Annotated in this window: 30 protein-coding genes and 1 pseudogene; 17 read left to right on the forward strand and 14 right to left on the reverse strand. The window is 64.6% G+C overall.

Annotation, left to right across the window (positions count from 1 at the left end; translation table 11 throughout):
- The first annotated feature begins 28 nt into the window (after nucleotides 1-28).
- The 5 genes from ychF (at nucleotide 29) to FB461_RS02315 (ending at nucleotide 4543) form a co-directional block, all read left to right on the forward strand.
- Nucleotides 29-1114, forward strand: a complete 1086-nt coding sequence (gene ychF / locus FB461_RS02295; protein WP_142118590.1) for a redox-regulated ATPase YchF — start codon at nucleotides 29-31, stop codon at nucleotides 1112-1114.
- A gap of 78 nt (nucleotides 1115-1192) precedes the next feature.
- Nucleotides 1193-1552 (forward strand): Cd(II)/Pb(II)-sensing metalloregulatory transcriptional regulator CmtR, encoded by a 360-nt coding sequence (cmtR, locus tag FB461_RS02300; protein WP_142118592.1) that lies wholly within the window; start codon nucleotides 1193-1195, stop codon nucleotides 1550-1552.
- Nucleotides 1549-3462, forward strand: coding sequence for a heavy metal translocating P-type ATPase (locus FB461_RS02305; RefSeq protein ID WP_211349823.1), 1914 nt, complete (start codon nucleotides 1549-1551; stop codon nucleotides 3460-3462). Before cmtR ends, FB461_RS02305 begins: the two co-directional genes overlap by 4 nt.
- Entirely contained in the window at nucleotides 3459-3767 is a 309-nt protein-coding gene (locus tag FB461_RS02310) for a hypothetical protein (RefSeq protein ID WP_012397801.1), read from the forward strand. The genes FB461_RS02305 and FB461_RS02310 overlap by 4 nt, the downstream gene beginning before the upstream one ends.
- A gap of 224 nt (nucleotides 3768-3991) precedes the next feature.
- Nucleotides 3992-4543 (forward strand): hypothetical protein, encoded by a 552-nt coding sequence (locus tag FB461_RS02315; protein ID WP_095796329.1) that lies wholly within the window; start codon nucleotides 3992-3994, stop codon nucleotides 4541-4543.
- Between the two features lie 21 nt (nucleotides 4544-4564).
- Here FB461_RS02315 and FB461_RS02320 read toward each other — a convergent pair whose 3' ends face one another.
- Both FB461_RS02320 and FB461_RS02325 read right to left on the reverse strand, forming a co-directional pair.
- The gene (locus FB461_RS02320; RefSeq protein ID WP_094450847.1) at nucleotides 4565-5518 is read right to left on the reverse strand and encodes a hypothetical protein; all 954 of its coding nucleotides are present in this window, start codon (nucleotides 5516-5518) and stop codon (nucleotides 4565-4567) included.
- Nucleotides 5508-6071 (reverse strand): DUF6932 family protein, encoded by a 564-nt coding sequence (locus tag FB461_RS02325; RefSeq protein WP_022925102.1) that lies wholly within the window; start codon nucleotides 6069-6071, stop codon nucleotides 5508-5510. The genes FB461_RS02320 and FB461_RS02325 overlap by 11 nt, the downstream gene beginning before the upstream one ends.
- A 294-nt stretch (nucleotides 6072-6365) precedes the next feature.
- Here FB461_RS02325 and FB461_RS02330 point away from each other — a divergent pair, with 294 nt between their 5' ends.
- The 5 genes from FB461_RS02330 to FB461_RS02350 all read left to right on the forward strand — a co-directional run bounded on the left by FB461_RS02330 (nucleotide 6366) and on the right by FB461_RS02350 (nucleotide 10204).
- Entirely contained in the window at nucleotides 6366-7247 is an 882-nt protein-coding gene (locus tag FB461_RS02330; protein ID WP_142118596.1) for a DUF6414 family protein, read from the forward strand.
- A gap of 444 nt (nucleotides 7248-7691) precedes the next feature.
- Entirely contained in the window at nucleotides 7692-7952 is a 261-nt protein-coding gene (locus FB461_RS02335; RefSeq protein ID WP_142118599.1) for a type II toxin-antitoxin system Phd/YefM family antitoxin, read from the forward strand.
- Nucleotides 7953-8207: a Txe/YoeB family addiction module toxin gene (locus FB461_RS02340; RefSeq protein ID WP_142118601.1), complete on the forward strand. Its 255-nt coding sequence runs from the start codon at nucleotides 7953-7955 to the stop codon at nucleotides 8205-8207.
- Nucleotides 8208-8572: 365 nt separating this feature from the next.
- A complete protein-coding gene (locus FB461_RS02345) occupies nucleotides 8573-8995 on the forward strand; it encodes a hypothetical protein (RefSeq protein ID WP_142118603.1) in 423 nt (140 codons plus the stop codon).
- A gap of 840 nt (nucleotides 8996-9835) precedes the next feature.
- Nucleotides 9836-10204 (forward strand): zinc ribbon domain-containing protein YjdM, encoded by a 369-nt coding sequence (locus FB461_RS02350; RefSeq protein WP_142118606.1) that lies wholly within the window; start codon nucleotides 9836-9838, stop codon nucleotides 10202-10204.
- A 90-nt stretch (nucleotides 10205-10294) separates the two neighbouring features.
- Here FB461_RS02350 and FB461_RS02355 read toward each other — a convergent pair whose 3' ends face one another.
- Nucleotides 10295-10825 carry an alpha/beta hydrolase gene (locus FB461_RS02355; protein ID WP_170222571.1) on the reverse strand — a complete coding sequence of 177 codons (531 nt, stop codon included), beginning with the start codon at nucleotides 10823-10825 and terminating at the stop codon, nucleotides 10295-10297.
- A gap of 221 nt (nucleotides 10826-11046) precedes the next feature.
- On the opposite strand from FB461_RS02355, the gene FB461_RS02360 reads away from it, so the two are divergent.
- Nucleotides 11047-12066 (forward strand): magnesium and cobalt transport protein CorA, encoded by a 1020-nt coding sequence (locus tag FB461_RS02360; protein WP_342776102.1) that lies wholly within the window; start codon nucleotides 11047-11049, stop codon nucleotides 12064-12066.
- Nucleotides 12067-12069: 3 nt separating this feature from the next.
- Here the strand turns inward: FB461_RS02360 and FB461_RS02365 are convergent.
- The 3 genes and pseudogenes from FB461_RS02365 to FB461_RS02375 form a co-directional block, all read right to left on the reverse strand.
- A pseudogene (locus tag FB461_RS02365) lies at nucleotides 12070-13112 on the reverse strand (Rossmann-fold NAD(P)-binding domain-containing protein).
- 101 nt (nucleotides 13113-13213) lie between these two features.
- Nucleotides 13214-14074, reverse strand: coding sequence for a hypothetical protein (locus tag FB461_RS02370; RefSeq protein WP_142118610.1), 861 nt, complete (start codon nucleotides 14072-14074; stop codon nucleotides 13214-13216).
- Nucleotides 14075-14248: 174 nt separating this feature from the next.
- Nucleotides 14249-15052 carry an alpha/beta fold hydrolase gene (locus tag FB461_RS02375; RefSeq protein WP_142118612.1) on the reverse strand — a complete coding sequence of 268 codons (804 nt, stop codon included), beginning with the start codon at nucleotides 15050-15052 and terminating at the stop codon, nucleotides 14249-14251.
- 50 nt (nucleotides 15053-15102) lie between these two features.
- On the opposite strand from FB461_RS02375, the gene FB461_RS02380 reads away from it, so the two are divergent.
- Nucleotides 15103-16869, forward strand: a complete 1767-nt coding sequence (locus FB461_RS02380) for a GNAT family N-acetyltransferase (protein ID WP_142118614.1) — start codon at nucleotides 15103-15105, stop codon at nucleotides 16867-16869.
- Nucleotides 16870-17029: 160 nt separating this feature from the next.
- Here FB461_RS02380 and FB461_RS02385 read toward each other — a convergent pair whose 3' ends face one another.
- Complete coding sequence (locus tag FB461_RS02385) at nucleotides 17030-17689, reverse strand: FMN-dependent NADH-azoreductase (protein ID WP_142118616.1); 660 nt, start codon at nucleotides 17687-17689, stop codon at nucleotides 17030-17032.
- 141 nt (nucleotides 17690-17830) lie between these two features.
- On the opposite strand from FB461_RS02385, the gene FB461_RS02390 reads away from it, so the two are divergent.
- On the forward strand, nucleotides 17831-18100 hold the full coding sequence (locus tag FB461_RS02390; RefSeq protein ID WP_281282071.1) for a winged helix-turn-helix transcriptional regulator: 270 nt from the start codon (nucleotides 17831-17833) through the stop codon (nucleotides 18098-18100).
- A gap of 200 nt (nucleotides 18101-18300) precedes the next feature.
- Here FB461_RS02390 and FB461_RS02395 read toward each other — a convergent pair whose 3' ends face one another.
- Genes FB461_RS02395 through FB461_RS02405 form a run of 3 tightly spaced genes read right to left on the reverse strand, consistent with a single transcriptional unit; the run spans nucleotide 18301 to nucleotide 20830 of the window.
- Nucleotides 18301-19116 (reverse strand): ABC transporter permease, encoded by an 816-nt coding sequence (locus FB461_RS02395; RefSeq protein ID WP_142118620.1) that lies wholly within the window; start codon nucleotides 19114-19116, stop codon nucleotides 18301-18303.
- Nucleotides 19113-20114 (reverse strand): ATP-binding cassette domain-containing protein, encoded by a 1002-nt coding sequence (locus tag FB461_RS02400; RefSeq protein WP_142118622.1) that lies wholly within the window; start codon nucleotides 20112-20114, stop codon nucleotides 19113-19115. The genes FB461_RS02395 and FB461_RS02400 overlap by 4 nt, the downstream gene beginning before the upstream one ends.
- Nucleotides 20114-20830, reverse strand: coding sequence for a MarR family winged helix-turn-helix transcriptional regulator (locus tag FB461_RS02405; RefSeq protein WP_142118624.1), 717 nt, complete (start codon nucleotides 20828-20830; stop codon nucleotides 20114-20116). Before FB461_RS02405 ends, FB461_RS02400 begins: the two co-directional genes overlap by 1 nt.
- 173 nt (nucleotides 20831-21003) lie before the next feature.
- Here FB461_RS02405 and FB461_RS02410 point away from each other — a divergent pair, with 173 nt between their 5' ends.
- Nucleotides 21004-21774 (forward strand): hypothetical protein, encoded by a 771-nt coding sequence (locus tag FB461_RS02410; RefSeq protein ID WP_142118626.1) that lies wholly within the window; start codon nucleotides 21004-21006, stop codon nucleotides 21772-21774.
- 148 nt (nucleotides 21775-21922) lie between these two features.
- Nucleotides 21923-22891, forward strand: coding sequence for an arsenic resistance protein (locus FB461_RS02415; protein WP_246045967.1), 969 nt, complete (start codon nucleotides 21923-21925; stop codon nucleotides 22889-22891).
- A 42-nt stretch (nucleotides 22892-22933) separates the two neighbouring features.
- Here FB461_RS02415 and FB461_RS02420 read toward each other — a convergent pair whose 3' ends face one another.
- Both FB461_RS02420 and FB461_RS02425 read right to left on the reverse strand, forming a co-directional pair.
- Nucleotides 22934-23302: a fluoride efflux transporter FluC gene (locus FB461_RS02420; protein WP_142118628.1), complete on the reverse strand. Its 369-nt coding sequence runs from the start codon at nucleotides 23300-23302 to the stop codon at nucleotides 22934-22936.
- Complete coding sequence (locus tag FB461_RS02425) at nucleotides 23299-23754, reverse strand: fluoride efflux transporter FluC (RefSeq protein ID WP_246045968.1); 456 nt, start codon at nucleotides 23752-23754, stop codon at nucleotides 23299-23301. Before FB461_RS02425 ends, FB461_RS02420 begins: the two co-directional genes overlap by 4 nt.
- 89 nt (nucleotides 23755-23843) lie before the next feature.
- Between FB461_RS02425 and nrdI the strand changes: the two genes are divergently transcribed.
- Nucleotides 23844-24311, forward strand: coding sequence for a class Ib ribonucleoside-diphosphate reductase assembly flavoprotein NrdI (gene nrdI / locus FB461_RS02430; protein ID WP_142118630.1), 468 nt, complete (start codon nucleotides 23844-23846; stop codon nucleotides 24309-24311).
- Here the strand turns inward: nrdI and FB461_RS02435 are convergent.
- The gene (locus FB461_RS02435) at nucleotides 24308-24655 is read right to left on the reverse strand and encodes a DUF488 domain-containing protein (protein ID WP_142118632.1); all 348 of its coding nucleotides are present in this window, start codon (nucleotides 24653-24655) and stop codon (nucleotides 24308-24310) included. The genes nrdI and FB461_RS02435 overlap by 4 nt on opposite strands.
- Nucleotides 24656-25107: 452 nt before the next feature.
- Between FB461_RS02435 and FB461_RS02440 the strand changes: the two genes are divergently transcribed.
- On the forward strand, nucleotides 25108-25419 hold the full coding sequence (locus tag FB461_RS02440) for a hypothetical protein (RefSeq protein ID WP_142118634.1): 312 nt from the start codon (nucleotides 25108-25110) through the stop codon (nucleotides 25417-25419).
- 16 nt (nucleotides 25420-25435) lie between these two features.
- Here the strand turns inward: FB461_RS02440 and FB461_RS12230 are convergent, their stop codons facing one another.
- On the reverse strand, nucleotides 25436-26653 hold the full coding sequence (locus FB461_RS12230; RefSeq protein ID WP_246045969.1) for an S-ribosylhomocysteine lyase: 1218 nt from the start codon (nucleotides 26651-26653) through the stop codon (nucleotides 25436-25438).
- Nucleotides 26654-26730: the final 77 nt, after the last annotated feature.

Below are 26730 nucleotides of genomic sequence, written 5' to 3' on the forward strand. Positions count from 1 at the left end.
CCAGAGCCTAACCGCCTAGACTTGGGGCGTGGCTTTAACAATCGGAATCGTCGGACTGCCCAACGTCGGCAAGTCCACCCTCTTCAATGCACTCACCCGCAACCAGGTTCTCGCGGCGAACTACCCGTTCGCGACGATCGAGCCGAACGTCGGTGTGGTGCCGCTGCCGGACGAGAGGCTCGCCAAGTTGGCCGAGGTCTTCGGATCGGAGCGGCTGGTGCCTGCGACGGTGTCGTTCGTCGACATCGCCGGAATCGTTAAGGGGGCCTCGGAGGGTGAGGGGCTGGGCAACAAGTTCCTCGCCAACATCCGCGAGGCCGATGCTATCTGCCAGGTCACGCGCGCGTTCGCCGACCCGGATGTGGTGCACGTGGACGGCAAGATCGACCCCGCCTCCGATATCGAGACCATCAACACCGAACTGATCCTCGCCGACCTGCAGACGCTCGAGAAGGCGATTCCGCGCGTGGAGAAGGAAGTCAAGATCAAGAAGGGCGACCCCAAACTCCTCGAGGCGATGAACACCGCCGTCGCGATCCTCGAGAAGGGAACGACGCTGTTCGCCGGAGCCGCGGACGCTCGACTCGATCTCGCCGATGTGGCGTCGCTGCAGCTCATGACCGCCAAGCCCTTCATCTACGTCTTCAACACCGATGACGCCGGGCTGCTCGATTCTGGACGGCAGGACGAGTTGCGGGCGCTCGTGGCGCCGGCCGACGCGATCTTCCTCGACGCGCAGTTCGAGTCCGAACTGGCCGAGCTGGAGGAGGACGAGGCCGCCGAGATGCTCGCCGACGCCGGGCAGGCGGAATCCGGCCTGGACCAACTGGCTCGGGTGGGCTTCCACACTCTGGGGCTGCAGACGTACCTGACCGCGGGGCCGAAGGAGGCCCGTGCATGGACCATCCGTCAAGGGTGGACCGCGCCGCAGGCTGCTGGCGTCATTCACACCGACTTCGAACGCGGATTCATCAAAGCCGAGGTCGTGTCGTTTGCCGACCTGGTCGAGGCCGGGTCGGTTGCCGCCGCACGAGCCGCCGGGAAGGCCAGGATCGAGGGCAAGGACTACGTCATGCAGGACGGTGACGTGGTGGAATTTCGTTTCGCCGTATAACCTCTGGCGTCGATTGAGTGGTCTGACCTGCCGATGCGATGACCAAAATAGGTCAGCAGTCACTGTATAGTTCAGTGCATGCTGACCATTACTTCACGCCTCTACGTCATGCACCGGCTCGGCCGAGCCATGGCGGACCCGACGCGATCCCGGATCCTGATGACCCTGCTCGACGGCCCGAGCTATCCGGCGGTGCTGTCGCGCGAGCTGGAGCTGACCCGGTCGAACGTGTCGAACCACCTGACCTGTCTGCGCGACTGTGGCATCGTGGCCGCCGAGCCCGAGGGACGGCAGACGCGCTACGAGATCGCCGACCCGCACCTTGCTGCGGCGCTCACGGCGCTCGTGGATGTGACGCTGGCCGTCGACGAGCACGCGCCATGCGTTGATGACCAGTGCCCGGTGCCGGGCTGCTGCGGGACGGGGGCAGGCGCATGAGCGCGGCGTGCGGCTGCGACGAGCCCGAGACCACGGCCGGCGAAGCAGTTGAGGAGGTGCAGGAGCGACCCTGGTGGCGGGACCGCGGGATCATGGTCCCGGTCCTCTCCGGCGTCGCTTTCCTGACCGGTCTCGTCCTGGAGTGGTCCGGGCTCGAGATTCTGGCGCTGGTGCTGTTCTGGCTCGGTCTGCTGCTGGGAGCGTCGACGTTCACCCCGGGCGCGATCCGCAAACTGTTCAAGCGCAAGCTCGGCATCAGCCTGCTGATGACGATCAGCGCCATTGGCGCGGTGATCCTCGGCTACGTCGAGGAGGCCGCGGCCCTGGCGTTCCTGTACTCGATCGCTGAGGCGCTGGAGGACAAGGCGATGGACCGCGCCCGCGGCGGGCTCCGGGCGCTGCTCAAGCTCGTCCCTGAGACAGCGACCATCCGCCGCGACGGCGCGTCGGTCGAGGTCGCCGCGAAAGACCTCCAGGTGGGCCAGCTGATGCTGGTGCGGCCGGGCGAACGGATCGCGACCGACGGCGTCGTGGTCACGGGTCGTTCGAGTTTGGATACGTCTGCGATCACTGGAGAGTCGATCCCGGTCGAGGTCGAGCTGGGAGATGCAGTCTCGGCCGGTGCAATCAACTCCGCCGGCGCGCTGGAAGTCGAGACGACCGCGGCGGGCACCGACAACTCGCTGACCACGATCGTGGAGCTCGTTGAGCAGGCGCAGGCCGAGAAGGGAGACCGCGCCCGCCTCGCCGACCGCATCGCCCGACCCCTCGTCCCTGGTGTGCTCGTCCTCGCCGTCCTGGTGGCGCTGATCGGTTCGCTGTTCGGCGACCCCGAGCTGTGGGTCACTCGCGCCCTGGTCGTCCTCGTGGCGGCGTCGCCGTGCGCGCTGGCGATCTCCGTGCCGCTGACCGTGGTCGCCGCGATCGGCTCGGCGAGCAAGTTCGGCGTGATCATCAAGTCCGGTGCCGCGTTCGAGCGCTTCGGCGTGATCCGCCACGTCGCCGTCGACAAGACCGGCACCCTCACCCGAAACGAGCCCGTCGTCAACGCCGTTCTCACCGCCGAAGGGACCACCGAGGCGCAGGCGCTGGCGTGGGCGGCCGCGCTGGAGCAACACAGCACCCACCCGCTCGCGGCCGCGATCACCGCCGCCGCGCCGGGGGCCTCAGTAGCCGAGGACGTGACCGAGCAGGCCGGGCACGGCATCGAGGGCAAGCTCGACGGCGCGCGGATCACGGTCGGCAGCCCCCGCTGGCTGGACGCCGGGACGCTCGGCGACCGGGTCGCAGGGCTGGAGGAGCAGGGCATGACGGTCGTCATCGTGCACCGCGACGGCGAGCCGGTCGCTGCGATCGGCGTCCGCGACGAGTTGCGCCTGGAGGTCCCGGAGGTCGTCCGCACGCTCGCCGCGCAGTGCATCGGGGTCACGATGCTCACCGGCGACAACGCCCGCACCGCCCGCGCTCTCGCGGCGCAGGCCGGGATCGAGGACGTGCGCGCCGAGCTGCGCCCCGAGGACAAGGCCGCTGCGATCGCTGAGCTCGGCCAGCATGGTTCGGTGGCGATGATCGGCGACGGCATCAACGACGCCCCCGCCCTCGCCGCCGCGGACATCGGGATCGCGATGGGCGCGACCGGGTCGGATGCCGCGATCGAGTCGGCCGATGTCGCGTTCACCGGGCACGACCTGCGGCTGCTGCCGCGCGCGTTCGACCATGCCCGGCGCGGACGGCACATCATCAACCAGAACATCATCCTGTCGCTGCTGATCATCATCGCCCTGCTCCCGCTCGCCCTCTTCGGCGTCCTGGGACTCGCTGCCGTGGTGCTCGTGCACGAGATCGCGGAGGTCATCGTGATCCTCAATGGCTTGCGCGCGGCCCGGACCCGGAAGGAGCAGATCGTATGAAGGTCGAACTGCTGCACATCGTCGACTGCCCGAACACGGCCATCGCCGAAGCAAACGCGCGCGCCGCGCTGGATGCCGCCGAGCTCGCGGAAGTGCCCATCGAGCTGGTAACGATCCACACCGAGACCGAAGCGGCGAACACCCGATTCGGAGGCTCGCCCACGATCCTCGTCGACGGCGTCGACCTGTTTCCGACGCAACCGGTTCGCTCGCTCGCGTGCCGGGTCTACGCGACTGAGCGCGGGTACGCCGGTGCACCGACTCCGTCTCAGATCGAGGAGGCGTTGCACGAGACCTATCGTTGACGTCGAACGCAAGCTGTCGGTCCCGGACGCGGGGCCGAGCGCTTCACTGCACACCTCAAGAGGGTGGTATGTACCGGAAATCGGTGGAGTGGAGATTCGCGCTGTAGGGATTGGTCGCCGCGCGGAGCATCGTAGTGAGCGCGGGTTAGTCTGCTGACGCGCCTCGGGCAAGCAATAGCCGGAAGTGCTTCAGGAACTGCTTCTTGTAGTGGCAGGATCGAGCCATGGATGTCCTCGCGCTGGTGATCTCGGCCCTGTCGCTGCTGATCGCCGGCGTCGGCACTTACCAAGCGAACAAGCGCGCGAACGAGGCACTCGCCGAGTCGCGCAAGGCGGCCGAGGACGCACGCTGGTTCGCGGTGCAGGAAGCCGTGCAGCGCCTAATCGGGTTCGATCCGACGGCCGAGCCGGTGGGGGAGCGGCTCGCCAACCTGCGCATCACGTCGATCGCGCTCGTCGACCAGCTCGACGGCTGGGATGGTATCGACTCGTGGCTGGAGGCCGAGCGCACGCTGGGCGCGACCATCGGCCGCCAGGTGATTGAGGCCGCCAAGCCCGGCGACACCGTTGAGCGGCGGGTGGCGAACCTCGACCCGCTGATGAGTTGGGCGCACGCGCTGAGCAGCAACCTGCGCCATTTACGATCAGTCGGCCACGACGCGGCTGCACTTGCCAAGCTCCAGGTCAACGCGGAAGAGTTGGTTAGGGAAATTCATGCGCGTCACGGCTGGGATTTGCCGCCGCGGACCAACCTCCGGATCCAGCCGTTGGACTAGATGTGGTGTAACGACTCGGCCTTACGGGTTGCTCAGCACTGTGAACGACGTCGCCGTGTACTTGGGCTTAACTTCGCCGGCAGGGCCGGTTTCTTCCGTGACTGACACATCGACTGAAACTGACATGCCGGTGCGCAGCGTTGCAGTGTTCGCCGCAGGGATCTTCTTCGCGTCGATCTTGACGATCTCGCCGTCCTCGATCTCCAGCTGCCAAGCGCTGATCTCGCTGACAGTCCGCAAGATGCCGCGGATGGTGGTCGGCTCGAGCTCGAGTTCCCGAGAAGCGATGAGCTCTCCAATGTGAGCGAGTTCAGCCGTGGAGAGGCGCGTGCGCAGGCGCGCCTGGCGAGGCTGGGACCAAGTGAGATCAGGCTCGAACCCTGATTTCACCAGACCTGTCGAGAAGTCGCGCAACGTCGTGGCGACGCGCGGTCCGTACTCGCGGATGCGCGCCAAGAAGTCACTGGTGTCGGCATCTGGGCCGAGACGACGTCCGTCCTCGAGCAGTCCCAGTGCTCGCTTCATGGCGGTGTCGATCAACTGGGGCTCTGCATTGTCGTCTCCGAACAGCCCGACTTGGCCATCGGGTGAGATCTCGTCCGCTGGCGAAGTCGTCGGCACGATCTGCAGGATGAGGCTTCCCGGCAGTGGTGAACCATTGAGGTTCAGTCGGGTCTTCGAGACGACGTCGGCGGGCGGTTGCCCACGCAACGACTTGTGCCCCTTCACCGCGAGGCCTGTCGCAAGCACCAGGCGCTGAAAATTGCGAAGCGTGTCAGCAATCCCGTCGATCGCTCCCGAGTGGATCGTGATTCCTGGCCCAGTCAGGCGCAGAGACCCTGAAGAAGCGTCGCGCCGCAGCAAGCCGTGCTCAGCGCGCAGAGTCTCGATGCTCATGCGCGCAAGATCATCTGCGTCCTGCCACTCAGCTTCGCCTTGGACGTTGGCCTTGAACTGCTCCCAGTCAAACGCCATGGAAACCGTCCAGAGTCACTTCGAAGTAGCCGCGCTGCGGTAGGGCATCCGGCCGTTGCGGAGGATCTTCCTTCGCGCCGTTGCGCTTGCGCATCCAGAAGTCATCCCAGTAGCCACGATTCAACGCATATGACTGGTGCTCGACTGAGTGGGCGCGGTCCGCCTCGGGGAACACGTGCCATAGGCAGTATCGAGTATCAACGCGCAGGCCCGTCGCTGGTCGGACCTGGTTCATCCCGAACATCTGCAGGATGTACCGATCCTTGGGGTCGGTCACCTGGTCAACGAGCACGTCTTCGCCCCAGTAGACGAGGTCGATGTCGTCAGGATCGATCTTGTCGGTAAGGAAGCTGCCACCCACCCATACGCACACCACGGGGACGACAGAGCGGATGCCGTCGGTAGCGGACTCGAAGTGCTGCCAGATCTCGGCGCGGGTCGCCGACTTCGCGAACCGGGGATCGTCAACGTAGTGGGATTTGATCTCTTCCAACGACGCGCCGAATCGGCCCAGCGGAAGCAGGCCCGTCTGCTCGTCAAGTGCAGGCAGCACCAAGTCACCTCCCTGTGGGTCGCAGTCACCTGTCATTATGTCCTATCAGGGGCTGCCGACAGAGGCGGACGCGAGATCGGGTCGCGTGCCCCCGCTGCCCCACCTTCTGCGTCTCCGGAAGGGGCGAGGTGGGGGCCGAGGCGATGCCAGCCAGACACGCAACCACAGGTTGGTATGTGCCGGAATGCGGTCGAATTTAGGTTTAATGTATAGGGGTTTTGTGTTTGCATTGAGTGCCGAGCGGTGGCCATACTGGGCGATTCACGACTGTGACTAGTTGTTAGGAATTCGAATATGGCAGTCTATAAAAAACCCTCGAAGCGTGCGCACAAGGGCTTCTTCTACCTTAATGATGAAGCGGTGATTAACTCGCTTTCCGCGCTCGAGTCGGGAAAAGTTGACGAAATCGTTTCGAGAACGACCACCGCTCGCGAGGGCGGATTCAGTGGAGACATAAAGGTTCCGCTCCCCGTTGTGGGGCTCTCTGCGGCGGCGGGAAAGAAGTCCTCTTCTGAGATTGAAGAGGAGATGGTTCGCACTCGAACACGATTCTCTGTATATGAGGCATGGTTCGATTATCTCCAGCGAGAGAAGAGTCTTGGAGTGTTCTCTGGATGGGGATACGATGCACTGGACGGCGTTGAGTCTGGGGACACGGTTGAGCTCCGGGCTGAGCTGTCGTTGGGGTCACTTCAGACGGTGCTTCGCTTGTTCCTTTGGTTTGCAGATCAGGCGGCAAAGCAGGACAGTCCGTTTGCGCAAAGAGGGGATCAACTAAAGGAAACCAAGCAATCTGCCCGAATGGTAAAGGCAACCATGGGCATCGACGTTGATGACGACGAAGAAGTTCCGCTGTTGGCCGTTCCGCGGGGTGACGTCGGTCCGCAGGTGATCTTGACTATCTCGCCCAAGTGGCTGATTGGCAGATTGGGGCAACTGGGTGGCGACTTTGGGATGGTTGCGCAGGTGACGCGTGTCATTGCCTCAGGGGAAGAGTATCCGATCCTGCGGCTGACCAAGGATGTTGTCCCTACGCCGTTGGAAATAAACACGCTCAAGGACGTAGTTGCCAACTATGTGGAACCGGCTAAGGCGTTGGGTGTCGCAGTTGACCCTGAGGAATCTGTCGTCAAGGGGCCAGCACTGATTCTTGATCCGATTGCCATATATCGCTAGCGGCACCGTCTCGTGTCCACGTCAAGCGGCCGAGGCGAGGGCCTGTCCAGAACCGTGCACGGTGTCGGCTGGTAGCGCGGACCCTTGGTTGCGGTATCCAACGATCGCGAAATTGTTTCTAACCGTGGCGACGTGGTGGAGTTCCGGTTCAACGTCTAGAACCTCCTTCTGATCAGCCCTCTCTGGGAGGCTCTGATAAGGGACGCGAAGTCCCGCGATCAGCTCCTCGCCATGAGTTTCCGTGCGTGTCGCGTACGAGCTCACCGAGCTGAGCGCCGGAGCTGCGGTGCCGTTGAAGCATCTTTGCGACTGGGTGGAGAGCAACGCCGCCTGACTGTCTTCGTCGGCCCTGCCGCCTGGCCCGTGGTGCCACTCGGTGCTCGGATGCGCAGCATTGACTGGTACCATGAACAGGTACCATCGGTCCGAACGAAAGGGCTCATCATGTCCGTCAGCGCTAGCGAGGCACGCAGGACCCTGTTCCCTCTCATCGAACGAGTGAACGCGGACCGAGATGCCGTCGAGATCGTGTCCCGCAAGGGGAACGCCGTCCTAATATCGGCCGAGGAGTACGCCGCGTGGCAGGAGACCGCATACCTGTTCCGGTCGCCGGCGAATGCCCGCCGACTCCTCGATGCCTACGATCGTGCACGCGTCGGCAAGACCGAAGTGCATGACCTCGATCGGGCAGGCGAAGGAGCCTGAGTGCGACTGGTCTGGGACGCGTCAGCGTGGGAGGACTACACGCATTGGCAGACCGCCGATCGGAAGGTCCTGAAGCGCATCAACACCCTCATCGACGCCTGTCTCCGCGAGCCGTTCGCGGGTATCGGCAAACCTGAGCAGCTGAAGTACGGAGCGCAGGGTGCATGGTCGCGGCGCATCACCGACGAGCATCGGCTGGTCTACCTCGTTGTGGACGACGACCTCGTCATCCTGCAGGCCCGATACCACTATTGAGGCGGATCGCCCGTCGGACCCCGATACCGGCCTGGCTCTCAGAGGTTGGTCTGTAGCCGAACTCGGTGGAGTTCCGGATTAACGCCTAGTGCGTTGGTATTTCAACGATTTGCGTCCAGTAAGAACCTACTGGATGGGGCAGTTACTGGAAGTTATTGGACACTGATCGGAGTCGAGGAGGACACCGTGATCAGAGAGATCGGACTGGCAGGAGGGCTCCCGCGTTTCGCACGAACGTCGACGGCTCGCGCTGTCGACCGACCCAGCCCCCGGTCTGAGATCCGGCTCACCTCAGAGGCATTGCATGATCCTCGAGAGATTATTGAAACCGACCACAATGATGCGACCTCGCTTGAGGTGATCGCATGAGCACAGCTGACGCGTACGTGCCGAACGAACTGCTATCGCGGCTCGTCGGAGATCGGATGTACTCGGTGGAGTTCGTGGTCACTGACTACGTACAGTTTCGGTTCGATGGCCCGCCGACCGGTGATGGTCCGGTAACGCTTAACTGCTACGTATGGCCGAAGGTCATCTACGACGGGACCATCTGGCAAGAAGTCGATCTCGGGTACGCAGATGCCTTACGCAAGATGACGCCTGGCACTGTCGTCTCCACGTCTGAACAGGCGGGTTCAGGCATCCGCATCACCCTTGACACCGGTGTGATCATCCTTCATCCCAAAACTGAAGAGGTCGACGTGGAGATCGCCGACCTGACCGGGTTTCCTGATCACGAATGGATGGTTTGGCGACCGGGTGAGGATATTTTCGAGGATTTGGCGTGAGGTATCGCACTGCCGCATGAGGGCTTGGCGTCACCCTTGAATCCCAGGTATGAAGCGGCGGGGGACCTTATCACTGCGTAACTGCGAGCCGTCATGTATACCCCTCGCGTAGGCAGAATGTCTGACGTAGGCGCAGGGGATGATAGCGTTCGCTTGCGTTTCATGTCGTTTTGGCTAGAAAACCCGATAACGCCGCAGGCCCCGCGTTGACGTTGAGAGCTTGGCGAAGTCGACTGGGAACTTTGCCCTCAACTCATTCGCTTGGGCCTCACTCAGCAGAAGTTCGAAACTGTCATGATCGTAGATCGATACCATTGGGCGGCCGTCGATGGTCTCTTCATATAGATCTACGGCGTCAAACTCGAGTATGCGCGAAGCGACGTGCTCTCTTTGCTCGTCCGACAGCAGAGTCAACGTGCCTGTTGCGTCCCGACCTCGCATGAGCCGAGCTATGGAACGCTCTGGCAGAAGGCCGCCCAATAGGAGACTGGTCGCGGGGATGATACGTAGACCGTGTAGTTGCAAAGACGGCATGGGGCCGCCATCGCCGTTGCCACCGCGTGCCGCACGAACTCTTCCGAAAGTTCTGCGTAGTCACCCATGTGCCAAAGGTGCGAATACTCGTGTATCGGAAGGTCTTTGCCAAGGAGTTTCATCTTGAGGCGATGGGTCCAGTGTGCGTCGATGACGACCATCCCTTCGCAGTTCGCTCCTATCGGTAATCCACCGTACCCGCGACGTGGTTGGCAGTCTACTCAAGATCCATGGCGTCAAATTCGCTTTTCAGTCTGGAACGACACAGACCGTGACGGTGCTGCGGTGCGTGCTAAATTCCGATCTATGTCAGATCAATTGCCTCCATGCCCGGCCTGCGGCGAGGACTATGCATACGAACAAGGTGGCTTGCTGGTGTGCCCGATGTGCGGTCATGAGTGGGAAGCCGACTCCGCCGACGAGGAGGCCGACGCACTCGCGGTCAGGGACGCCGTCGGAAACATACTCGCGGACGGCGATACCGTAACGATCGTCAAGGACCTCAAAGTAAAGGGCGCGGGTGGTGGCACTGTGAAGGTCGGCACGAAGGTGAAAGGCATTCGGCTCATCACCGACGGCGTCGGTGACCACGACATCGATGCGACCGTGCCCGGCTTCGGGCGAATGCAGCTGAAGTCGAGCGTGGTAAAGAGAGGCGCTGATCGGTTGGAGTGATTGGCCAGCAACTTACGAGATCAGCCCTGCATCCTTCGAAATCTCAATGGCGGATCTGCTCCGTGAGCGGGTACTGGGACATCTACGGGGTTACGCCAAGATCGATTCACTAACCTCGGGCAGTGCAGTCACGCCGTCGTCGGCCAGGAAGTGACCTGCCCCGTGGATCACCTGCAGCGAGGCGCCGACGAGATCGGCCAGACGCTCGGTGTGAGTCGGCGGCACATACGGCTCATTGTCGGACAAGATGGCAGTGGTGCGACCGACGCGACCTTCGAGGCAGGTCACATCGCAGCCTTTGCCGATGTAGGCGTCCAGTTCTGGAAGCGCGGGCAGAGGTTCCATGAAGCCGGAAACCAGCACCAGGGTGCCCAACCGCCAGGGATCGGTCAATGAACGCAAATAGCGCAGAACCGCCAGGCAGCCGAGGCTGTGCGCGATGATGATCGAATCCTTGTCAGGGGTCCCCACTGCCGTGCGAATGGCATCGTCCCATAGTTCTGGGTGGGGGTCCGACGAGTTCGGAAGCACTGGGATCGCGGTCGAGATGCCGTTCGCTTGCGGTCGCGAGGAAGAATCTCGTGTGCCGGTCAGAGCATTCGCAGTGACGAGTGGCGGCACTCGCTTCAGCGCCGCATTAGGGGCAGTGCGCGGAAGGTATCGTCGGTCCGGAGACTGTCAACGCCTGCGACCGGAGCTCCATGCCGGTATCGGCGGAGTTGAAGACCGATAGGACGAGGGGATCCATGATGCGCAAACTACGGCCGAACGAGGGACGCGCCGGCCGAACCAGCCGCCTCCCGAGTCAGGGCTCCAGCGCGGTATCTCCTGCGACACCAGGAGTGATCGCACGATTCGTCATCGACGGACAGCCTTCCCGGGTGCCGGAGGATATCTCGATCGCCGACGCGACGGCCTTCGCGCAGGAGCAGCCGGACGGAATGGCACTGTTCCTGTACCTGGCGCCTACCCCCGACGAGATCGCGGAACTGGCGACCGCTTGGAAGTTGCACCCGCTGCTCCTCGAAGACCTGGTGAATGCACGCCAGCGGCCGAAGCTCGAACGCTATGGCGATGCCCTGTTCCTCGTGGCACGCTCGGCCAGATACATCGATGAAACCGAGGAAGTGGACTTCGCGGAGTTCCACGTCCTCGTGCGGCCGAACGCCGTGGCCGTGCTGTGTCAGGACGAACGCTGGATCGACGGCACGAATGGAGCCAGATTTCATGAGCAGGATTCCGCGACTCTCAAGGGTCAGGAAGGCGCGCTGCTCACTAATGAGACCCTTCTGCGACTGGGACCCGAAGCGGTCGTCTACCGGCTCCTCGATGCGATCGTCGACGGGTACGCCCCGGTCCTGCGAGGGGTCTCCATCGACAAGGAACAGATCGAGAGGCAGGTCTTCAGTGGCGACGCGGCGGTCGCAGAACGCATCTACCGGCTGAGTCAGGAAGTCATCGACATGCAGCAGGCCATCTCATCTCTGACAGAGGTGCTCGATGGACTGCGAGGAGGATTCGTCAAATACGACATCCCGGACGAGTTGCGCTCCTACCTCGATGACCTGGCTGATCACCTCAGGCGCGCGGCCACGCAGATATCCGATCTGCGTGTCGCCCTGGCGCAGATCCTGAACGTCAACGCGACGCTCGTGGCCCAGCGGCAGAACGAGGATATGAAGAAGATCTCCGGCTGGGCGGCCATCCTCTTCGCGCCGACTCTGATCGGTGCGATCTACGGGATGAACTTCGATGACATGCCGGAACTGCACTGGACGTTCGGCTATCCGATGGCGATCGGGTTGATGGTCGGTCTGGGTGTGCTGCTGTACGTGATCTTCAAGCGCAGCAAGTGGATGTAGACGTCAGGCAATCCGGGCGTGTGGGTAGGCGGGGTCGCGACCCTGAAATCCGAGAATGCTCGGGTTCTGGATCACGCCATCGCGGATTTCGATCGCGCGGGAGACGGTCAGGTCGGTAGCCCATGCAGCCGGGCCCCGTGCGACTGTTCGCAGGAACGGTAGGATCGCCTCGCTGATCTCCCAGGTGGCCGAGTTCCACAGGTAGGACGGGCTGTGATCGACGGCGTAGTAGTCAATGCCGTGGCCGACCGCGAACATCGGCCGGTCGAAGGTGGTCGGCCTCGCCCACTCGAATCCCATGGCCACGTCGCACGACACGTCCATGATCAGACTGCCTGGCGCGAAGTCGGCGAGATCCTCTGTGCGCAGGTAGGTCAGGGGGGACGAGACATCCTGAAGCGTGCAATTGACGATGATGTCGTGCGATGCCAGGAAGGCCGGGAGCAGAACGTCGCCATCAGGAGTGGAAACCTCGCTGAGGTGAGTCGCGCCCTCGTCCGTGTTGAGCTGTGTGATGTGGGCTGCGTGGATCGGCGAGCCTACGGCCGCGACACCGCGTTGTTCTTGTGGAACACGTGAAGGCTGAAATCACCGCGGCGGGTCCAGTGATTCATGGCCTCGAAGGCGATCAGAGTGAGCCTGCGGTCAATCGCCGTCTGCGTCATCCCGGCATCCTGCACGCAGTGGTGCCAGCCCCAAAGCACGCGGCCAGCGGGCATCGCAGCGACATCGGCTGCTTGCGGCTTCGGCAGCAGCAGTACGTCGGCGGATTCGATCACGTCTGCGCGTTCGGTGACCCTGCCAACTCGCGACTCGACGTAACCCGGCTCCAATTGGAAGTCGGCGCCGTATCCACGCTCGACGATCATCCGGGCGAGCACGTCCGGATCTATTCGGTCCAGATGGTGGGGGTGAATCGGGAGTCGTCGCTCGTTCTCCATCGAGGAGGTGGCCAGCAGGCCGAGGCTGAGCAGGTCGCCGCTCACCGCCACTTTGTCAGAGGCCGTGGCGAGCACATCGGGGGAAGATTGAGCGGTGCCGGACATCCGGTCTCCCATCATTGGGGAACCGTAGTCAGCTCCTTTTCCATCGTACGCTCTGCCGTGAGTGGCCTAGGACGAGCGCTTCGCCGTGCAAGCGCCCTCGATTAAGCCCACGTGTCCGCCACGACGGTGTTGTAGAACTGCGTCTCGACCGGCTCCCCGGAACCATCAAGTGTTACCCCTCGCCCGATCAGCGGCGGCAGTGTCTTGTCGCGGTCGCGGAAGTAGTTGCGCGTGGGAATGCGGGACGCGATGTAACTGCCGAACAGTGTTTGCGAGTCCTTCTCGCCCGTCTGAGCCAGCGTGATGGGCATGAACGTGGCGGCCAACTGCGTTCCAATGATCCTGTCAAGGGACCCGCCCTTGTTGAGAACGGCGAAGTGGATGTGGGCCGCGTTCGCCCGCGGTACTAACTGGTACAGCAGTTCCGCGATCATCTGGCTCTCCTGCCCCTGGACGCTGAAGTCCGGGTGGATGAACAGTTCCAGGTCATCGCAGATCACCAGAATCGGAAACAGCGGCGGAGCACCCGGCGTCGCGAGTTGGGCGTGACGTTCCGAAATGATCGCCCGCAGACCATCCAGTACGCGAATGAACCCCTGGTTGTCCTTGTACGTCTGAACGCGAGCCTGGTACTCCGCCTCATAGTCCGTGGTGCGATCGGCGCTGTCGGCAGCGAGGGCACTGTGGACGACGCGGATCTCCCATGCGTCGGCGTGTTCGTACCCGTGAGCCGCCAGCGTGCGCGCCAGCGTGCTGCGTCCGAGCCGCGCTGCGCCGACGGCGAAGAGGTTGGGCCGTGCCTGAGCGTCCCAGATGACCTCCCCGCCTGCCGAACGCCCGAGCGGGAAGTGGTGCCGTTCTCCCAGCGCGTGCGCGTGTTCCGGTCGTGGCACGACGGCGTTGATCCCATTCACGACCTCGGATTCGAGGCTGAATTGCTTCGTACGAGAAAAGATTCCCATGAGCGCTCCTCAGACGACGTTGTCTTCCTACCGCTTGCATCAGACCAGATAAGTGGTATATCGGACGCCCTGTCCTCCGGCTTGAGTGGGCATTTCCTCGGTATTCCGCGGTTTGTGACCGTCGTGAAGCGAAATGGGGGTGTGCGGGATCATCCGCAGAACCGCAGCGTGGAATTACAGCACTCCGGATGCCTCCGCTGACCCGTGCCTCGCGACGTCGTCGCGCAGCACTCCCGGCCAGAGCTCGACGTCCGCGGGCGTTCTGGCGATCGCTAGCGTCGAATTGCGCATCAACTCCGCGAGCCGCTCGGCGGTCGACAGCGGGTGAGCCGGATCGCCGGTCCACGCCAGGATCGTTGTGGGCACCTCGAGGCGCGCGATGTCCGAGGGCGAGGGAAGGTCGCTGAGCGCCGCACCGCGAAACAGTGACGGGAGAATCTCCTCAGCCACGTCCGGCAACGTGTGGGGGCGTCCCGCGGTTGCGGGTGGCACGTGCGCCTCCTGGTCGGCCTCGGCAAACGCGGCGAAGCCCTCGTCCTCAATCAACTCCGCGGAGCGCCGGTACTTCTCAGCGATCGCCGGCCGGGTTTCCCAGGCCGTCGCCGGTACCAGCAACGTCAACCCGTTGAACCGCCCAGGCTCGCGCACCGCAGCGTGCAGCAGCGTGCCCGCGCCCATCGACGGCCCTACGCCGTGGACCTTCTCGCCGGGAAACCAGTGATCGAGGAGCCGAAGCAGGTCATCGGCGAGCGCAGGCCACCGGTAGTCCTCGGGAACCTGCCGGCCGGTGGAGTGCCCATGTCCGCGAGCGTCGTAGCGCAGCAGGCGCGTCCCGCTGAGGCCTCGTCCAAGGTCGAGCGACAACTGCCGATCCCGCGCCCGGCTCGACGTCAAACCGTGCAACTGGACGACGGGATGGCCGCCCTCGTCGCTGAATTCGACGGCGAGTTCGGCCCCTGGCACGCGGAACACCGACATGTTCGCTCCTTTTGTCGTGAATACACGGGTATGGCGAATAGGGTATCGCCATGCGTCTCACAAATGTCGCGCACCTGCGACTTCCCTTCGGGCGACTCTTCGGATACGACGTGGTCGTCTCCGAACCGGGCCGCTCGCTCCCCGTATCGTTCGATCAACGGCGTCACGTGGGAGCGGGGGACCGGGAAGGATCGTGGATGGCGCTGTCGTTCCGCCTACCCGATCCCATTTCGCGCGAGGCGCTGGCTGCGGCGTGGCTGGCCGTCGTGAGTCGCCACGGCACCCTCCGGTCGGAGTTTCTACCCGGGGCGGATGGTGTGCCGCAACTGCGGGAAATCGACGTGTCGGAAGGGGAGTGGGTCGAGCACGCGGTCGCGCCCGGTCAGGCGGTCAACGACGCCCTGCGCGAGGTACTGGATCGCGCGTGCTCGCCCTACTCCCGCCCCTCGCACCGGCTGTGCGTCCTGGAGACCGCGGCAGGGCCGACCCTCATCGTCGCGGCCGACCACTCGCACCTCGACATGTGGTCGCTGCTGGTGATCATGCGGGATTTCCTCGCGGCGCTAGGCGCGAGCCGCAATGGATCGTCGCCGTCGCTACCGCCCGCACCGGCGTTCGCCGCTCATACTCAGGCGCTACTCGACCGACCGGCTGCGCCAGATGAGATCCGCCGCCGCTGGGACGAGGTTCTCACCGCCAGCGGGGGAGTCATGCCCCGGTTCCCGCTGCCACTGGGACCCGCCGCGCCGCAGCCGGAACGGGTAGAGGTGCGCGACGTGTTCGACGTGGACGACAGCGTCGCATTCTCGGCGCAAGCGCGCCAGGATGGCGTCTCCACGCTGGCGCTCGCGGTCTCGGCCATGACGGCCGTGACGCAGGAACTCGCCGGCTCCGCGCTCCGCGCCGTGTTCCCGGTGCACAGCCGATACGACGCCACCTGGCACGATTCAGTCGGATGGTTCATCACCAACTCCGTCTTGGAATCGTCCGATACTGATCCGCGGGCCGGCGCGGCGGCCGTCAAGGAAGCCATCCGCATGGGCTCCTGGCCGCTGAACGACGTGCTGAGCCAATGGGGTGGCATGCCCGAGGCGCCGGGGATGTTCGCGATCTCCTGGCTTGACCTGCGCCGGCTCCCCGTCCGCGTCGATTCGGCTGGGCTCGAGGCGCAGTACGTCAGCGCCTCTATCCGCACCGACGGCGTGATGCTGTGGTTCATTCTGGACGATTCGGGGCTGCACCTACGCTGCCGGTATCCCGATACCGCCGAGGCTCGCAGGCACGTCGGCGCCTGGCTGGACCTGCTCGTCGCGCGATTGAAGGAGGCCGCGCGGCTTTCGGTCCGCAGCGTCCTGCGCACGCCGGATCGCGCGTACCAACTGCATCGTGCGGCCAGGGCCGATATCCCGGAGATCGTCGCGCTGCTGTCGGACGATGAGATCGGCGGCGCCCGCGAGGCCGCGGAGATCGCGCGGTACGAGGCCGCGTTCGACGTGCTGACCCTTGATCGATCGCAGCATCTCGCGGTCGCACGTGATGACGACAATCGCATCGTGGGCACCATGCAGTTGACCGTCATCCCCGGCCTCTCGCGGGGCGGCGCCACCCGGTTGCAGATCGAAGGGCTTCGGGTGGCAGCGGACGAGCGCTCCCGCGGGCTGGGGACGGCGATGCTCGAATGGGCGCACGAATACGGCCGGGCGCGCGGGGCGATGCTCGCTCAGGTCACGACGGACGAGGCACGCGAGCGAGCGCGTGAGTTCTACACGCGGCTCGGCTACGAGACGAAACACGTGGGGCTCAAGCGGCCGCTGTGATGGCCGAGGTCTGAGGCGGGCCCGTGCTGGCGGCACGGGCCCGCCTCAGCGATTGCCAGCGCGACAGCATACCGGCATGGCGGGATGGCGATGTGTTGGAACGCCGATGTGGCGGGATGGGGGTGCGCGCTATGCCCAGGGCCGCCATCCCTCCGAAGGCTCAGGCGACCGCGGTCTGCCTCGCGGCAGCGATTCTCCGTCCGGCGCTGCGAGCCTCGTCCTCGGCGCGAGCGCGCAATTGCGCCCCCTGCTCCTTGAACTGGTCGAGCGCAGGGTTCACGCCGACGAGAGTGAAGGGACGCTGGACGATGTGCAGGTCGAGACCCCAGACGTCCTCGAGCACGCGCCGAAGCCACGGCGTCGAGTGGTCCCAGCCTTCTCGGGGCGTGCCAGGGCTGTAGTTGCCGCCCAGTGCCGTGACGAGCACGGCGGGCTTTCCCTGGATCGCCGACACGGCCCCGGGCCCGATGCGAGGGTCGGTGTAGGCGACATCGAACCACGTCTTGAAGTGCTGCGACACGCCGAAGTTGTACAGCGGGACGCTCAGCAGCAATGCGTCCGCGCCGATGAGTTCCTCCGCGAGGGAGGTGGCGAATTCTTGCGCATCCCGCTGGGCCTGCGTGCGGTTCTCGGCGGGAACGAATCCGGCGGTCACCGCGTTCTGCCACGTTTCTGTGGTGACGGGATCGGCGGCGAGGTCGCGCCGCAGGACTTCGGAGCCGGGGTGCGCTGTGGTCCACTCGGCTTGGACGAGGTCTCCAAGTGCGCGCGTCGCTGACGTGGCGGGGGTGATGCTCGCGTCGAGGCGGAATAGGGTCACGATGTGCTCTCCTTTGCTATTCATAGTCGCTAAGAAATTATTAGCAACAACGAAAAGGTTAGCACGGGGTAGAATCTGAGGGTGGACCATCCCGAATCCGTGAGACCGAAATGTGACGAAGCGGTCGCGCTTGCCTTCTCGGTGCTCGGAAAAAGGTGGAACGGGATGCTCTTGGACGCCCTGAGCGGGGGCTCCCTCAGTTTCTCCGCCGCCCGCCGTTCCGTGCCGGGCATCAGCGATGCGGTGCTGTCGGATCGACTCGCCGAGTTGACCGACGCCGGACTCGTTCACCGCCAGGTCGATCCCGGACCGCCACTGTCCGTCGAATACTCGCTCACGACCGCGGGGGAGAAACTGATTCCCGTTCTGAGCCAACTGGGCCGGTGGGCGGCCGAGAACCTCAACGCCTGACCCGCGATCCGCCTCCACTCCTCGTCCCATCAGCCGCCGCTCAGCCAGCGGCCGAGCCGCAGGCGCGGGCTTGTCTAGGGGCGCGGCAACATACATGGAGTGCGCGCCGAGTCGCACGTGGAGGACCGGGTCCGATGCGCGAATGGGTGGCCGGGCCCAGAAGGCCCGACCACCCGGCTGCGGAATCGTCCTTGAGGCGCTTACGCCTTGCGCATGTACGCCCGCACCGTGAGTGGCGCGAAGATCGCCACGATGACGATCGCCCCGATGATCGTGGCGATGACATCGCCGCCGATCACACCGTTGTTCGCCATCTCCCGCACCGCCGTGACGAGGTGCGAAACCGGGTTTACGGTTGCGAACCATCTCAGTGCGGAGGGCAGCGTCTCGACCGCCACATACGCATTGGACAGGAACGTGAGCGGGAACAGGATGAGCATGGAGATGCCCTGCACGCTGGACGCGGTCCGCGCGATGACGCCGAAGAAGGCGAAGATCCAGCTCACCGCCCACGAGGCGAAGATCACCAGAAGCGTAGCGAGTACCACCATTCCGAACCCGCCTGCGGGCCGGTAGCCGATGATGAAGCCGATCAGGAAGGTGAGGGTCGTCGCAATGGCGTAGCGCAGGGTGTCCGCGAGAAGTGCGCCCGCGAGCGGCGAGATGCGCGCGATGGGAAGCGACCGAAACCTGTCGAACACGCCCTTGTCCATGTCCTCGCGAAGTTGCGTGCCGGTCACCACGGAGGTGGTGATCACGGTCTGGACGAGGATTCCCGGTATGAGATAGGGCAGGTAACTCGAGACGTCGCCGGCGATTGCCCCCCCGAAGATGTAGGCGAACATCACCGTGAAGATGATGGGCTGGAACACCACATCGAAGAGCTGTTCCGGCGTGCGGCGGACCTTGATGAGTCCGCGTCCCGCCATCGTGAGCGAGTTGCGCACGGTCTGGCCGAGCGAGGGGTGCTGGCGCAGGTGACGCTCAGCGGGCGGGGTGATGGTGGTCGTGGTCAACGTGATGCTCCTTGCAGGCGTGCTTGATCATTCGCTGCCTCATCTGCGTCTGCGGTTGCGGAATCGTTGCCGGTCAGGGCGAGGAATACCTCATCCAGCGTGGGCTTCTGCACGCTGAGCTCGGTCAGCGAGAGGCCGGCATCGCGCAGTTTCATCAGCAGGTCGGTGACGAGGTTCGGGTCGGTCATTGGCGCGGTGATACGGCCCGCCTCTGGCGTGAGTGCGGAATGCACCCCGAGCGCCTGATCGACAACGCTCGCCGCCTCACCGATGCGCGCGCGATCGGTGATGGACAGGACGAGTGATGCCGTGCCGATGCTCGTCTTGAGTTCGTCCGAGGTTCCCTCGGCTACTACCTTGCCGTGGTCGATGACGGCGATGCGATCCGCAAGCTGGTCGGCCTCATCGAGGTACTGCGTGGTGAGCAACACCGTCGAGCCGGTCTTGACCAGGTCGCGGATGGTGTCCCACATCTGTCCGCGCGTGCGCGGGTCCAGGCCGGTGGTGGGCTCGTCCAGGAAGATCAAGGGCGGCTGAGCGATGAGGGACGCGGCGAGGTCGAGGCGGCGGCGCATGCCGCCGGAGAACTGCTTGAGGGGGCGCTTGGCGGCATCCGTCAGCCCGAACCTTTCCAACAGCTCCGCGCTCTTCCGTTTCGCTTCGGCGCGGCTCAGTCCCAGCAGGCGCGAGAAGATCATGAGGTTCTCGGTGGCCGAGAGCGTCTCGTCCACCGAGGCGTACTGGCCGGTGACGCCGATCAGCTGGCGCACGACGTGCGGCTCTCGCTCGACGTCGTGACCGAAGATTCGGGCACTACCGCCGTCGGGTCGTAGCAGGCTCGCCAGCATGGAGATAGTGGTCGTCTTGCCCGCTCCATTCGGGCCGAGCACGCCATACACTGCTCCTGCTTCGACCTGGAGGTCGACGCCGTCAACGGCTCGGTTGTCCCCGAAGACCTTCACCAGTCCGGTCGCCTCGACCGCGAGTTCGCGCGCCATCAGAATCCCTCCGTTAAGCGGTGCCGGCGCTTGCCCGGACGGTGCCCGCGGGCGTCGCCGCGGAATTCGCCGCGGTCGAATCCGGGACGACCATGGCCGCCTCGTCCGCCGCGGCCGGGGCGTCCGCCGGGACCGCCGGGACCGCCGAACCAGCGGAAGTCTTCTGGATCCGCCCCATCGCCGAACCACATAGCGCGCATCTTCTGCAGGCGCCGATCGACGCCACCGGGGACGGAACCCTCGATATTGCCGATGAGCTTGTCTAGCAGTCCGATGAGGGTATCGAGTTCGGCGGATTCGAGCCCGAACGTTGTGTCTTCGTCGAAGATTTCGGCCTGATTGCTGACTGCGTCGCGCCCGGAATCGGTGATCTCGACGATCGTGGTGCGCTTGTCCTGCGGGTTGGGGGAGCGCTTGACCTGGTCGGCGTCCTCGAGTTTGGTGAGGAGCTCACCGAGCGACTGCGACCGGATGCCGAGTAGGTACCCGAGTTCCTTCTGCGTGATCGGTGAGTGAAGGTTTAGGAGTCGCAGCACGCGGCCCTGGCCTTCCAGAATGCCCGCGCGCCGGCCGTGGCCGCGGCGTAGCCGGGCGTCGGTCATCCGCATCAGGACGGTGAGATAGAGCAGGCGTCCCGCGAGGTTGGTGGGACCCGCCTGGCTCTCGGTGTCGTCGAGGTCTGTTGCGGCCTCGTTCGCTGTGGTGTCGTCAGTCATACGACACTCCTTTCGTGGTCGCGAAGGGTCCTTCGCTAGTTGATAACAACCCCAGTATGCGCAGGGTCCTTCGCAATGTCAACAGGGTCCTTCGCTTTTTCTCGAAGCCGCCTTAGGGCGGACGTCACTGTGCGAGGAAAATCGCTGGTCGGTGGATGGGCCACCGCCATACGATGAGCGCCATGGATTGGTACGGCGTGCGGAGCATCATCGACTACGGCGGTTTCTACGAAGAGAGAGTGGTCGTGTTCAGGGCAACGGACTTCGAGGACGCCATTGCGCAAGCCGAACGCGAGAGTAACGAGTACGCCGAGGTCCTCGAGAACACCACCGCCACGGGATTCCTTCAGGCATATCGCATGTTCGACGAACTGCAAGCTGGCGCGGAAGTCTATTCGCTCATCCGGGAAAGCGATCTGGAACTGGACGACTACCTCGATCGATTCTTCGACAATGGGCTCGAACGACAGCGAACCTATGAGGACGATGCGCCATTATGCGCGAAACCCTCCCTTGGACGGGCACCAATCACCGAGCAACAGATCCCTGGGCTTGTGGGTAGCGAGTTGGTCTCGGTGATGTTCGTTTTGAACGATCACCTTGAAATACGTTTCGAGGATGCACACCTGACCCTCTACGTATGGCCGGTTGTGCGAATTGGTGAGCGCGAATGGCGAGAAACCGACGAGGGCTATGCGGATGCGCTTCGCAGGCTCTCGTGCGGGCAGATCCAGGTCGCTACCGAGATTCCGGGTCATGGGGTGCGCATTGAACTCGATACGGGTGACCTGGTGATCGATCCGCGGCAGGAGGAACTCGAGTTCGCAGACGTGGGAATGATCGACGTCTACAAGAATCGATACACGGTTTGGACGGCGCAGGTATTCCCATTCGAGCACCTGCGATCGCCCAAGGATTCCGGGGAACCCGCTCCACCCGCGTGACAGCCACTTCGCACCCGCCCGAGCGCTCGCAAGCGCATCATTGGCACCGTTGGCCACTATGCTGTGAGCATCGGCGATCGGTAAGCGCCACCCGCTGCGCCAACCGGATCGGCGCCTCGTGGCAATGCCCCAGGAGGACCTCGCGCGAATGACGACCTTCCTCGAGCGCCATCAGATCGCCCTCTACCTTGCCGCCATCGCGGTGGGCGGCCTCGTCGGATTCCTCGTCCCCCGGGCCGCAGACGGGCTCGAACTGGCGATCAACCCATCCCTGATCGCGTTGCTCTACGCGACCTTCCTGGGCGTCCCGTTCAACCGGCTGCGTGCGGCCTTCGCCGACCGGCGTTTCCTGCTCACTCTGCTGGTCCTCAACTTCGCGATTGCGCCAGCGGTGGTGTTCGCCCTGAGCAGGTTCGTCGCCCATGACGAGGCCCTGCTCATCGGCCTATTGCTAGTGCTGCTCGCGCCATGCGTGGACTACGTGATCGTCTTCACGCGGCTCGCGGGCGGTGACTGGGCGCGATTGCTGGCCGCCGCCCCGTCCCTGATGCTCGTGCAACTGCTCCTCTTGCCGGTATACCTTCTCGCGTTTGCGGGCTCGCGCGCCGTGACCGGGATTGACTGGCAGCCGTTCGCCGAGGCGTTCGTCCTGCTGATAGTCCTTCCGCTCGGCCTCTCGATCGCAACGCAATGGCTCGCCACATCGAAAGCCTGGGCGCGGCGCATCATGGGCGGCATGGAGGCGCTGATGATTCCCCTCATGGTGGTCACCCTCTTCACCGTAGTCGCGTCCCAGTTCGGCAGCGTCGCAGATCGTATCGGCGACCTCGTCCCGCTCATTCCGATCTATGCGGCGTTCGCGGCGCTCATGCCGGTTCTCGGATTCGCGGCGGCGCGTGTCGCGCGCCAGGAGAGGGCGCCCGCGATCGCGCTTGCGATGTCGGGTACAACGCGGAATTCGCTCGTCGTCCTCCCGCTTGCGCTCGCCCTGCCGCCCGCGCTCGGCCTCGCGCCCCTGGCGGTCGTCACCCAGACCCTGGTGGAATTGATTGCGATGGTCGCCCTCGTGCGCATTTTCACGCGGGGCGGCCGCTCGCTCGCGGCCAAGCCGTCGTAGTCCCGCGATGGACGAGTGCTCCGCCGCTCTCGCCCTGCGGCGTCAACACGAAGTGACCCACATCCCGAGCAGCGCAGCCGCCACGCAGGCGATGCACTGACCGAATGCGTTGCCGAAAGCCGCGCCGTGGCGCCCGGCCTCGGTGAGGCGCACTGTGTCGATCATCGCGGTGCTGAATGTGGTGAAGCCCCCCAGGAAGCCGATCGTGGCTACGTCGTGCCACTGGCCGAGCATCGACTGCGAACCAAAGAGAACGCCGATCAGGAACGACCCCAGCAGGTTCACGGTGGTGATACCCCATGGGTAGCGCTGTCGTATCCGCGCGGGGAATGCCGAATCGAGGAGATACCGCGCAACTGCGCCGGTTCCGCCGGCTACGGCGATCGCCACGCACTGGAGCGCGGGATTCATGAGCCCTGCTCCAGGGTGGAATCGGGCCGACGCAGGCGTCCGCCAGCGCGAATCCCGGCCATCCCGGCGATAGCACCCACCACGATGCTGATGAGCGCATAGGCGAAGCCGAGGCGGAGGTTCCCGTCGCGCAGAAACCGCGCCGTGTCACCCGCGAACGCGCTGTAGGTGGTGAACCCGCCGAGCACCCCCGTGCCCAGTAGCAGGCGCAGGCTCGACCGCGCGCTGACCGTGCGGACGCGCAGAACGAGGGCCTCCCCGAGCCATCCGAGGGTGAACGCGCCGACCAGGTTGACGGCGAGGATCGCGGCCGGGAAGGTCATGCCGGGCACGAGTAGCGTGATTCCGTAGCGGGCGCAGGTGCCCACTGCCCCGCCGGCGAACACGAGCCCGATGGCGCGGAGGTTCACCGCGGGATTCGCCCAGTCGCGTCCAGGATCGTCCGCGCGCATCGCCCGCCCTTCCTCATCCGCTGTCGATCGTGCCTGAGTTTACTCCTGGTCCCAATCGCCCGAGTTCGCGCCCCGCTACGCTGGGAAGGATGACCGATACGACCGGGGCGAGTCAAGTGCCCGTGTACTTCTACTCGTCCACGTCGGGCATGGTGCGGTCCTTCGCCGAGCGGCTGGGCCGCCCCGCGTTCGACCTGGCGATCCGGGCGGTGCGCGAGAGCGTCCCCGGCGGACCGTGGGTGCTCATCACGCCCTCGTACAAGACTGGAAACGCGGACAACGATACGGTGCCCGCGCCAGTCAAGCGCTTCCTCGCCGACCCGCAGACGCGGCGGTTGCTGGTCGGTGTTATGGGATCGGGAAATCGCAATTTTGGCGGGCACTATCAAGCCGCCGCGCGGCAGATAGCGAAGGCATCCGGACGCCCCATGCTGCTGGAATTCGAGTTGCAGGGCACGCAGTGGGACGTTGCGGAAGCCAAGGAATTACTGCGCCAACTCGACCTCACCATCCTCGGTGACGGGCAGCGCCCGGAGGGCGGGGCCGCGGAGCGTTAGGACTGCACCAGGTAGTCGCGCAGGATCAGGGCATGATTCACGTGCGGATCGTGCGCGGCGTACAGCAGCGTCGCCGTTTCGTGCGACGCGATGGCGTCGCGCAACGCGGACAGATCGCCGTGGTCCAATTCGGCCCTGTATCGCGCGGCGAATTCTTCCATGCGCGCTGGGTCATGATTCCACCACCTGCGCAGTTGGCTGCTAGGCGCCGCGTCTTTTGCCCATAGATCGAGGTGCGCGCGTTCCTTTGACAGGCCCCGGGGCCACAGGCGATCGACCAGGACGCGATATCCGTCCGTATCGGTCGGCGCTTCGTAAACGCGTTTGATCTCAATGGTCGGCATCGCTGCTCCTCTCGTTGTCCATTATCCTCGCAGTGATTCACGGGTGGGGCAGGCGGGTCATCCGTGGCAGGGTAGGCGCATGGTTGAAGCGTGGACGTGGCCCGCGTATGTCGGCTTACTGGCCGGGTCGATGACGTTCGCGGCGCTGCTCATCCCGCTGCTGGTGTGGCAGATCCGCCGGTACGGGAAACTGAGCCTGGCGCGGGTCGTCGGCGCGCCCGCCGTGGCGATCTACGGCACGGCGCTCGTCGCTTACACGCTTCTGCCGCTACCGCGGGGCGACTGGTGCGCCGTCAACGTCTCGCCTGCCGCTGAACTGGTCCCGCTGCATTCGATCCGCTGGTCCTCTTCTGGATGCCGCGCGCGTCGGTGCTGGCCGCCGAGCGTGGCAAGGCGCGGCCGATCACCCGCCGTCGGCGCCTCGGGGCGATGGTGGTCGATGTCACGCTCCTGTGGAGGGACGCTACAGCCGGCCGCGGGCACTGGCCCGCGCTCTGAGCGCGATGGGCGTCTATGCGCTACTCAGCGCGGTCTCGTTGGTTCCGCGCGGGCGCTATGCGGACGAGTTCTCCGCCGCCGCCGCTATCTGGGCGCTCGTCTGCTTAGCGAGCGCGATGGTCACTACCGATCGTCGCGGGCTGTCGTTCCGGCTGACGGGAGCCACCGTCGTTGACGTGCGCGAACGACCGGCCAAGCCGCCGTCACAGGCAGTCGGTGCCATCGGCGATGACCGGCAACCCCGATCAGGACATGGTGACGGGTAACGCAACCGGGGATCGCTCAGGAACGGGCGATGAGGTCGAGCACCACGGCCGCCGAGCGATTCGCCGCATCGTCCACGTGGGTATGGAACTCATCGGGGCCGCACAGGTCGGAGATGCCGCGAATGGAGGCGAATGCCAGTCCGTAGTTGTGCGCCACCTGCGCGAGGGCGGACGATTCCATGTCGATGCACAGCGCCTCGGGCCATTCCGTCAGTAGCGACGCGGCCAATTCGGGCGAGGCGAAACTGTCACCTGCCAGGATGAGCCCGGTTCGCAGCGGCGCGTCGTGCGCGACCTGGCGTGCGGTCGAGACGAGTCCCGGGTCTCCCTCGTAGGAAGCGGGCATACGCGGCACCTGCCCCAGGGCATAGCCGAAGGCACGAGCATCGACCTGCGAGTGAATGTAGGCGGTGCCGACGATCACGTCGCCGACGCGCACATCAGCACCGAGGCCGCCGGCGGTTCCCGCGCTGATCACGTAGGGGAGTTTGGCCCCCGCTGCGGTCAGAGCATCGATCGCAGCGACCAGTCCGGAGGCCGCGTTGACGAAGCTGATGCCGGATCGCACGACGACGACGGACTTGTCTTCGATCGCGAGCCAGGTGAGTGATGCGTTGCCGACGCGAACCGGTTCGCCGACGATCTCGCCCGCTGCGATGAACGGTGCCTCTTCCTCTTCCATCGCGACGACGACGATGGCATCCGCAGTACGGTCGCCCCGCAGATCTGCCTTCCGCCTCGCGACGGAGGAATCGTCCTCAATCGCAGGCTCCGTCGTGAAGTCCAGCCATCCCTCGCGGCCGGCGAGGAATTCGGCCGCGGCGGCCTGCGCGCCGGCCAGCGAATGATTGGCTCCCCATCCGCACTGGATCTCGTTCGCGGCGGGCACCTCAGAGGCGTGCAGGATGTCCTGCAAGGTTGCGGCCACGAGGTCTGCGGCCGCGGCCGCCTCCCAATGTCCGGAAAGCAGCAGGTAGAAGCCCGTCTGGCAACCCATCGGCGAGAAGTCGACCACGCGATCGCTGTGGTTGCGCGAGTGCTCGGCGAACAGGTGCTCAAGTGAGTGCACGGCGGGCATCTCCAGGTGCGCCGAGTTCGGCTGCGTGAAGCGCACGTCGAACTTCGTCAGCGCGTCGCCGTGGGGCAGTTCCTTGCGGTCCGCGACCCTGATATAGGGCGGCGTCACGAAACGGTGATCCAGGTTGAACGACTCGACGTTCATGCGTTTTGTCACCCGGCAATTTTCACACAGATGTAACAACGACGGCCCATTGGTCTTTTCCCAGGACTTGTTCAGGGTGTGATACTGGG

Source organism: Rarobacter faecitabidus (genome assembly GCF_006716265.1).
Classification (GTDB): Bacteria; Actinomycetota; Actinomycetes; order Actinomycetales; family Cellulomonadaceae; genus Rarobacter; species Rarobacter faecitabidus.

Bases quoted from the DNA above. Each gene is read 5' to 3' on its own strand.
- FB461_RS02370 (WP_142118610.1), bottom strand. From the start codon at position 14,074: ATGGGAATCTTTTCTCGTACGAAGCAATTCAGCCTCGAATCCGAGGTC.
- FB461_RS02310 (WP_012397801.1), top strand. From the start codon at position 3,459: ATGAAGGTCGAACTGCTGCACATCGTCGACTGCCCGAACACGGCCATC.
- FB461_RS02315 (WP_095796329.1), top strand. From the start codon at position 3,992: ATGGATGTCCTCGCGCTGGTGATCTCGGCCCTGTCGCTGCTGATCGCC.
- FB461_RS02345 (WP_142118603.1), top strand. From the start codon at position 8,573: ATGAGCACAGCTGACGCGTACGTGCCGAACGAACTGCTATCGCGGCTC.
- FB461_RS02425 (WP_246045968.1), bottom strand. From the start codon at position 23,754: ATGCGCGCGGACGATCCTGGACGCGACTGGGCGAATCCCGCGGTGAAC.
- FB461_RS02420 (WP_142118628.1), bottom strand. From the start codon at position 23,302: ATGAATCCCGCGCTCCAGTGCGTGGCGATCGCCGTAGCCGGCGGAACC.
- FB461_RS02330 (WP_142118596.1), top strand. From the start codon at position 6,366: ATGGCAGTCTATAAAAAACCCTCGAAGCGTGCGCACAAGGGCTTCTTC.
- FB461_RS02400 (WP_142118622.1), bottom strand. From the start codon at position 20,114: ATGGCGCGCGAACTCGCGGTCGAGGCGACCGGACTGGTGAAGGTCTTC.
- FB461_RS02415 (WP_246045967.1), top strand. From the start codon at position 21,923: ATGACGACCTTCCTCGAGCGCCATCAGATCGCCCTCTACCTTGCCGCC.
- cmtR (WP_142118592.1), top strand. From the start codon at position 1,193: ATGCTGACCATTACTTCACGCCTCTACGTCATGCACCGGCTCGGCCGA.
- FB461_RS02435 (WP_142118632.1), bottom strand. From the start codon at position 24,655: ATGCCGACCATTGAGATCAAACGCGTTTACGAAGCGCCGACCGATACG.
- FB461_RS02410 (WP_142118626.1), top strand. From the start codon at position 21,004: ATGAGCGCCATGGATTGGTACGGCGTGCGGAGCATCATCGACTACGGC.
- FB461_RS02380 (WP_142118614.1), top strand. From the start codon at position 15,103: ATGCGTCTCACAAATGTCGCGCACCTGCGACTTCCCTTCGGGCGACTC.
- FB461_RS02320 (WP_094450847.1), bottom strand. From the start codon at position 5,518: ATGGCGTTTGACTGGGAGCAGTTCAAGGCCAACGTCCAAGGCGAAGCT.
- FB461_RS02305 (WP_211349823.1), top strand. From the start codon at position 1,549: ATGAGCGCGGCGTGCGGCTGCGACGAGCCCGAGACCACGGCCGGCGAA.
- FB461_RS02405 (WP_142118624.1), bottom strand. From the start codon at position 20,830: ATGACTGACGACACCACAGCGAACGAGGCCGCAACAGACCTCGACGAC.
- FB461_RS02335 (WP_142118599.1), top strand. From the start codon at position 7,692: ATGTCCGTCAGCGCTAGCGAGGCACGCAGGACCCTGTTCCCTCTCATC.
- FB461_RS02350 (WP_142118606.1), top strand. From the start codon at position 9,836: ATGTCAGATCAATTGCCTCCATGCCCGGCCTGCGGCGAGGACTATGCA.
- FB461_RS02375 (WP_142118612.1), bottom strand. From the start codon at position 15,052: ATGTCGGTGTTCCGCGTGCCAGGGGCCGAACTCGCCGTCGAATTCAGC.
- nrdI (WP_142118630.1), top strand. From the start codon at position 23,844: ATGACCGATACGACCGGGGCGAGTCAAGTGCCCGTGTACTTCTACTCG.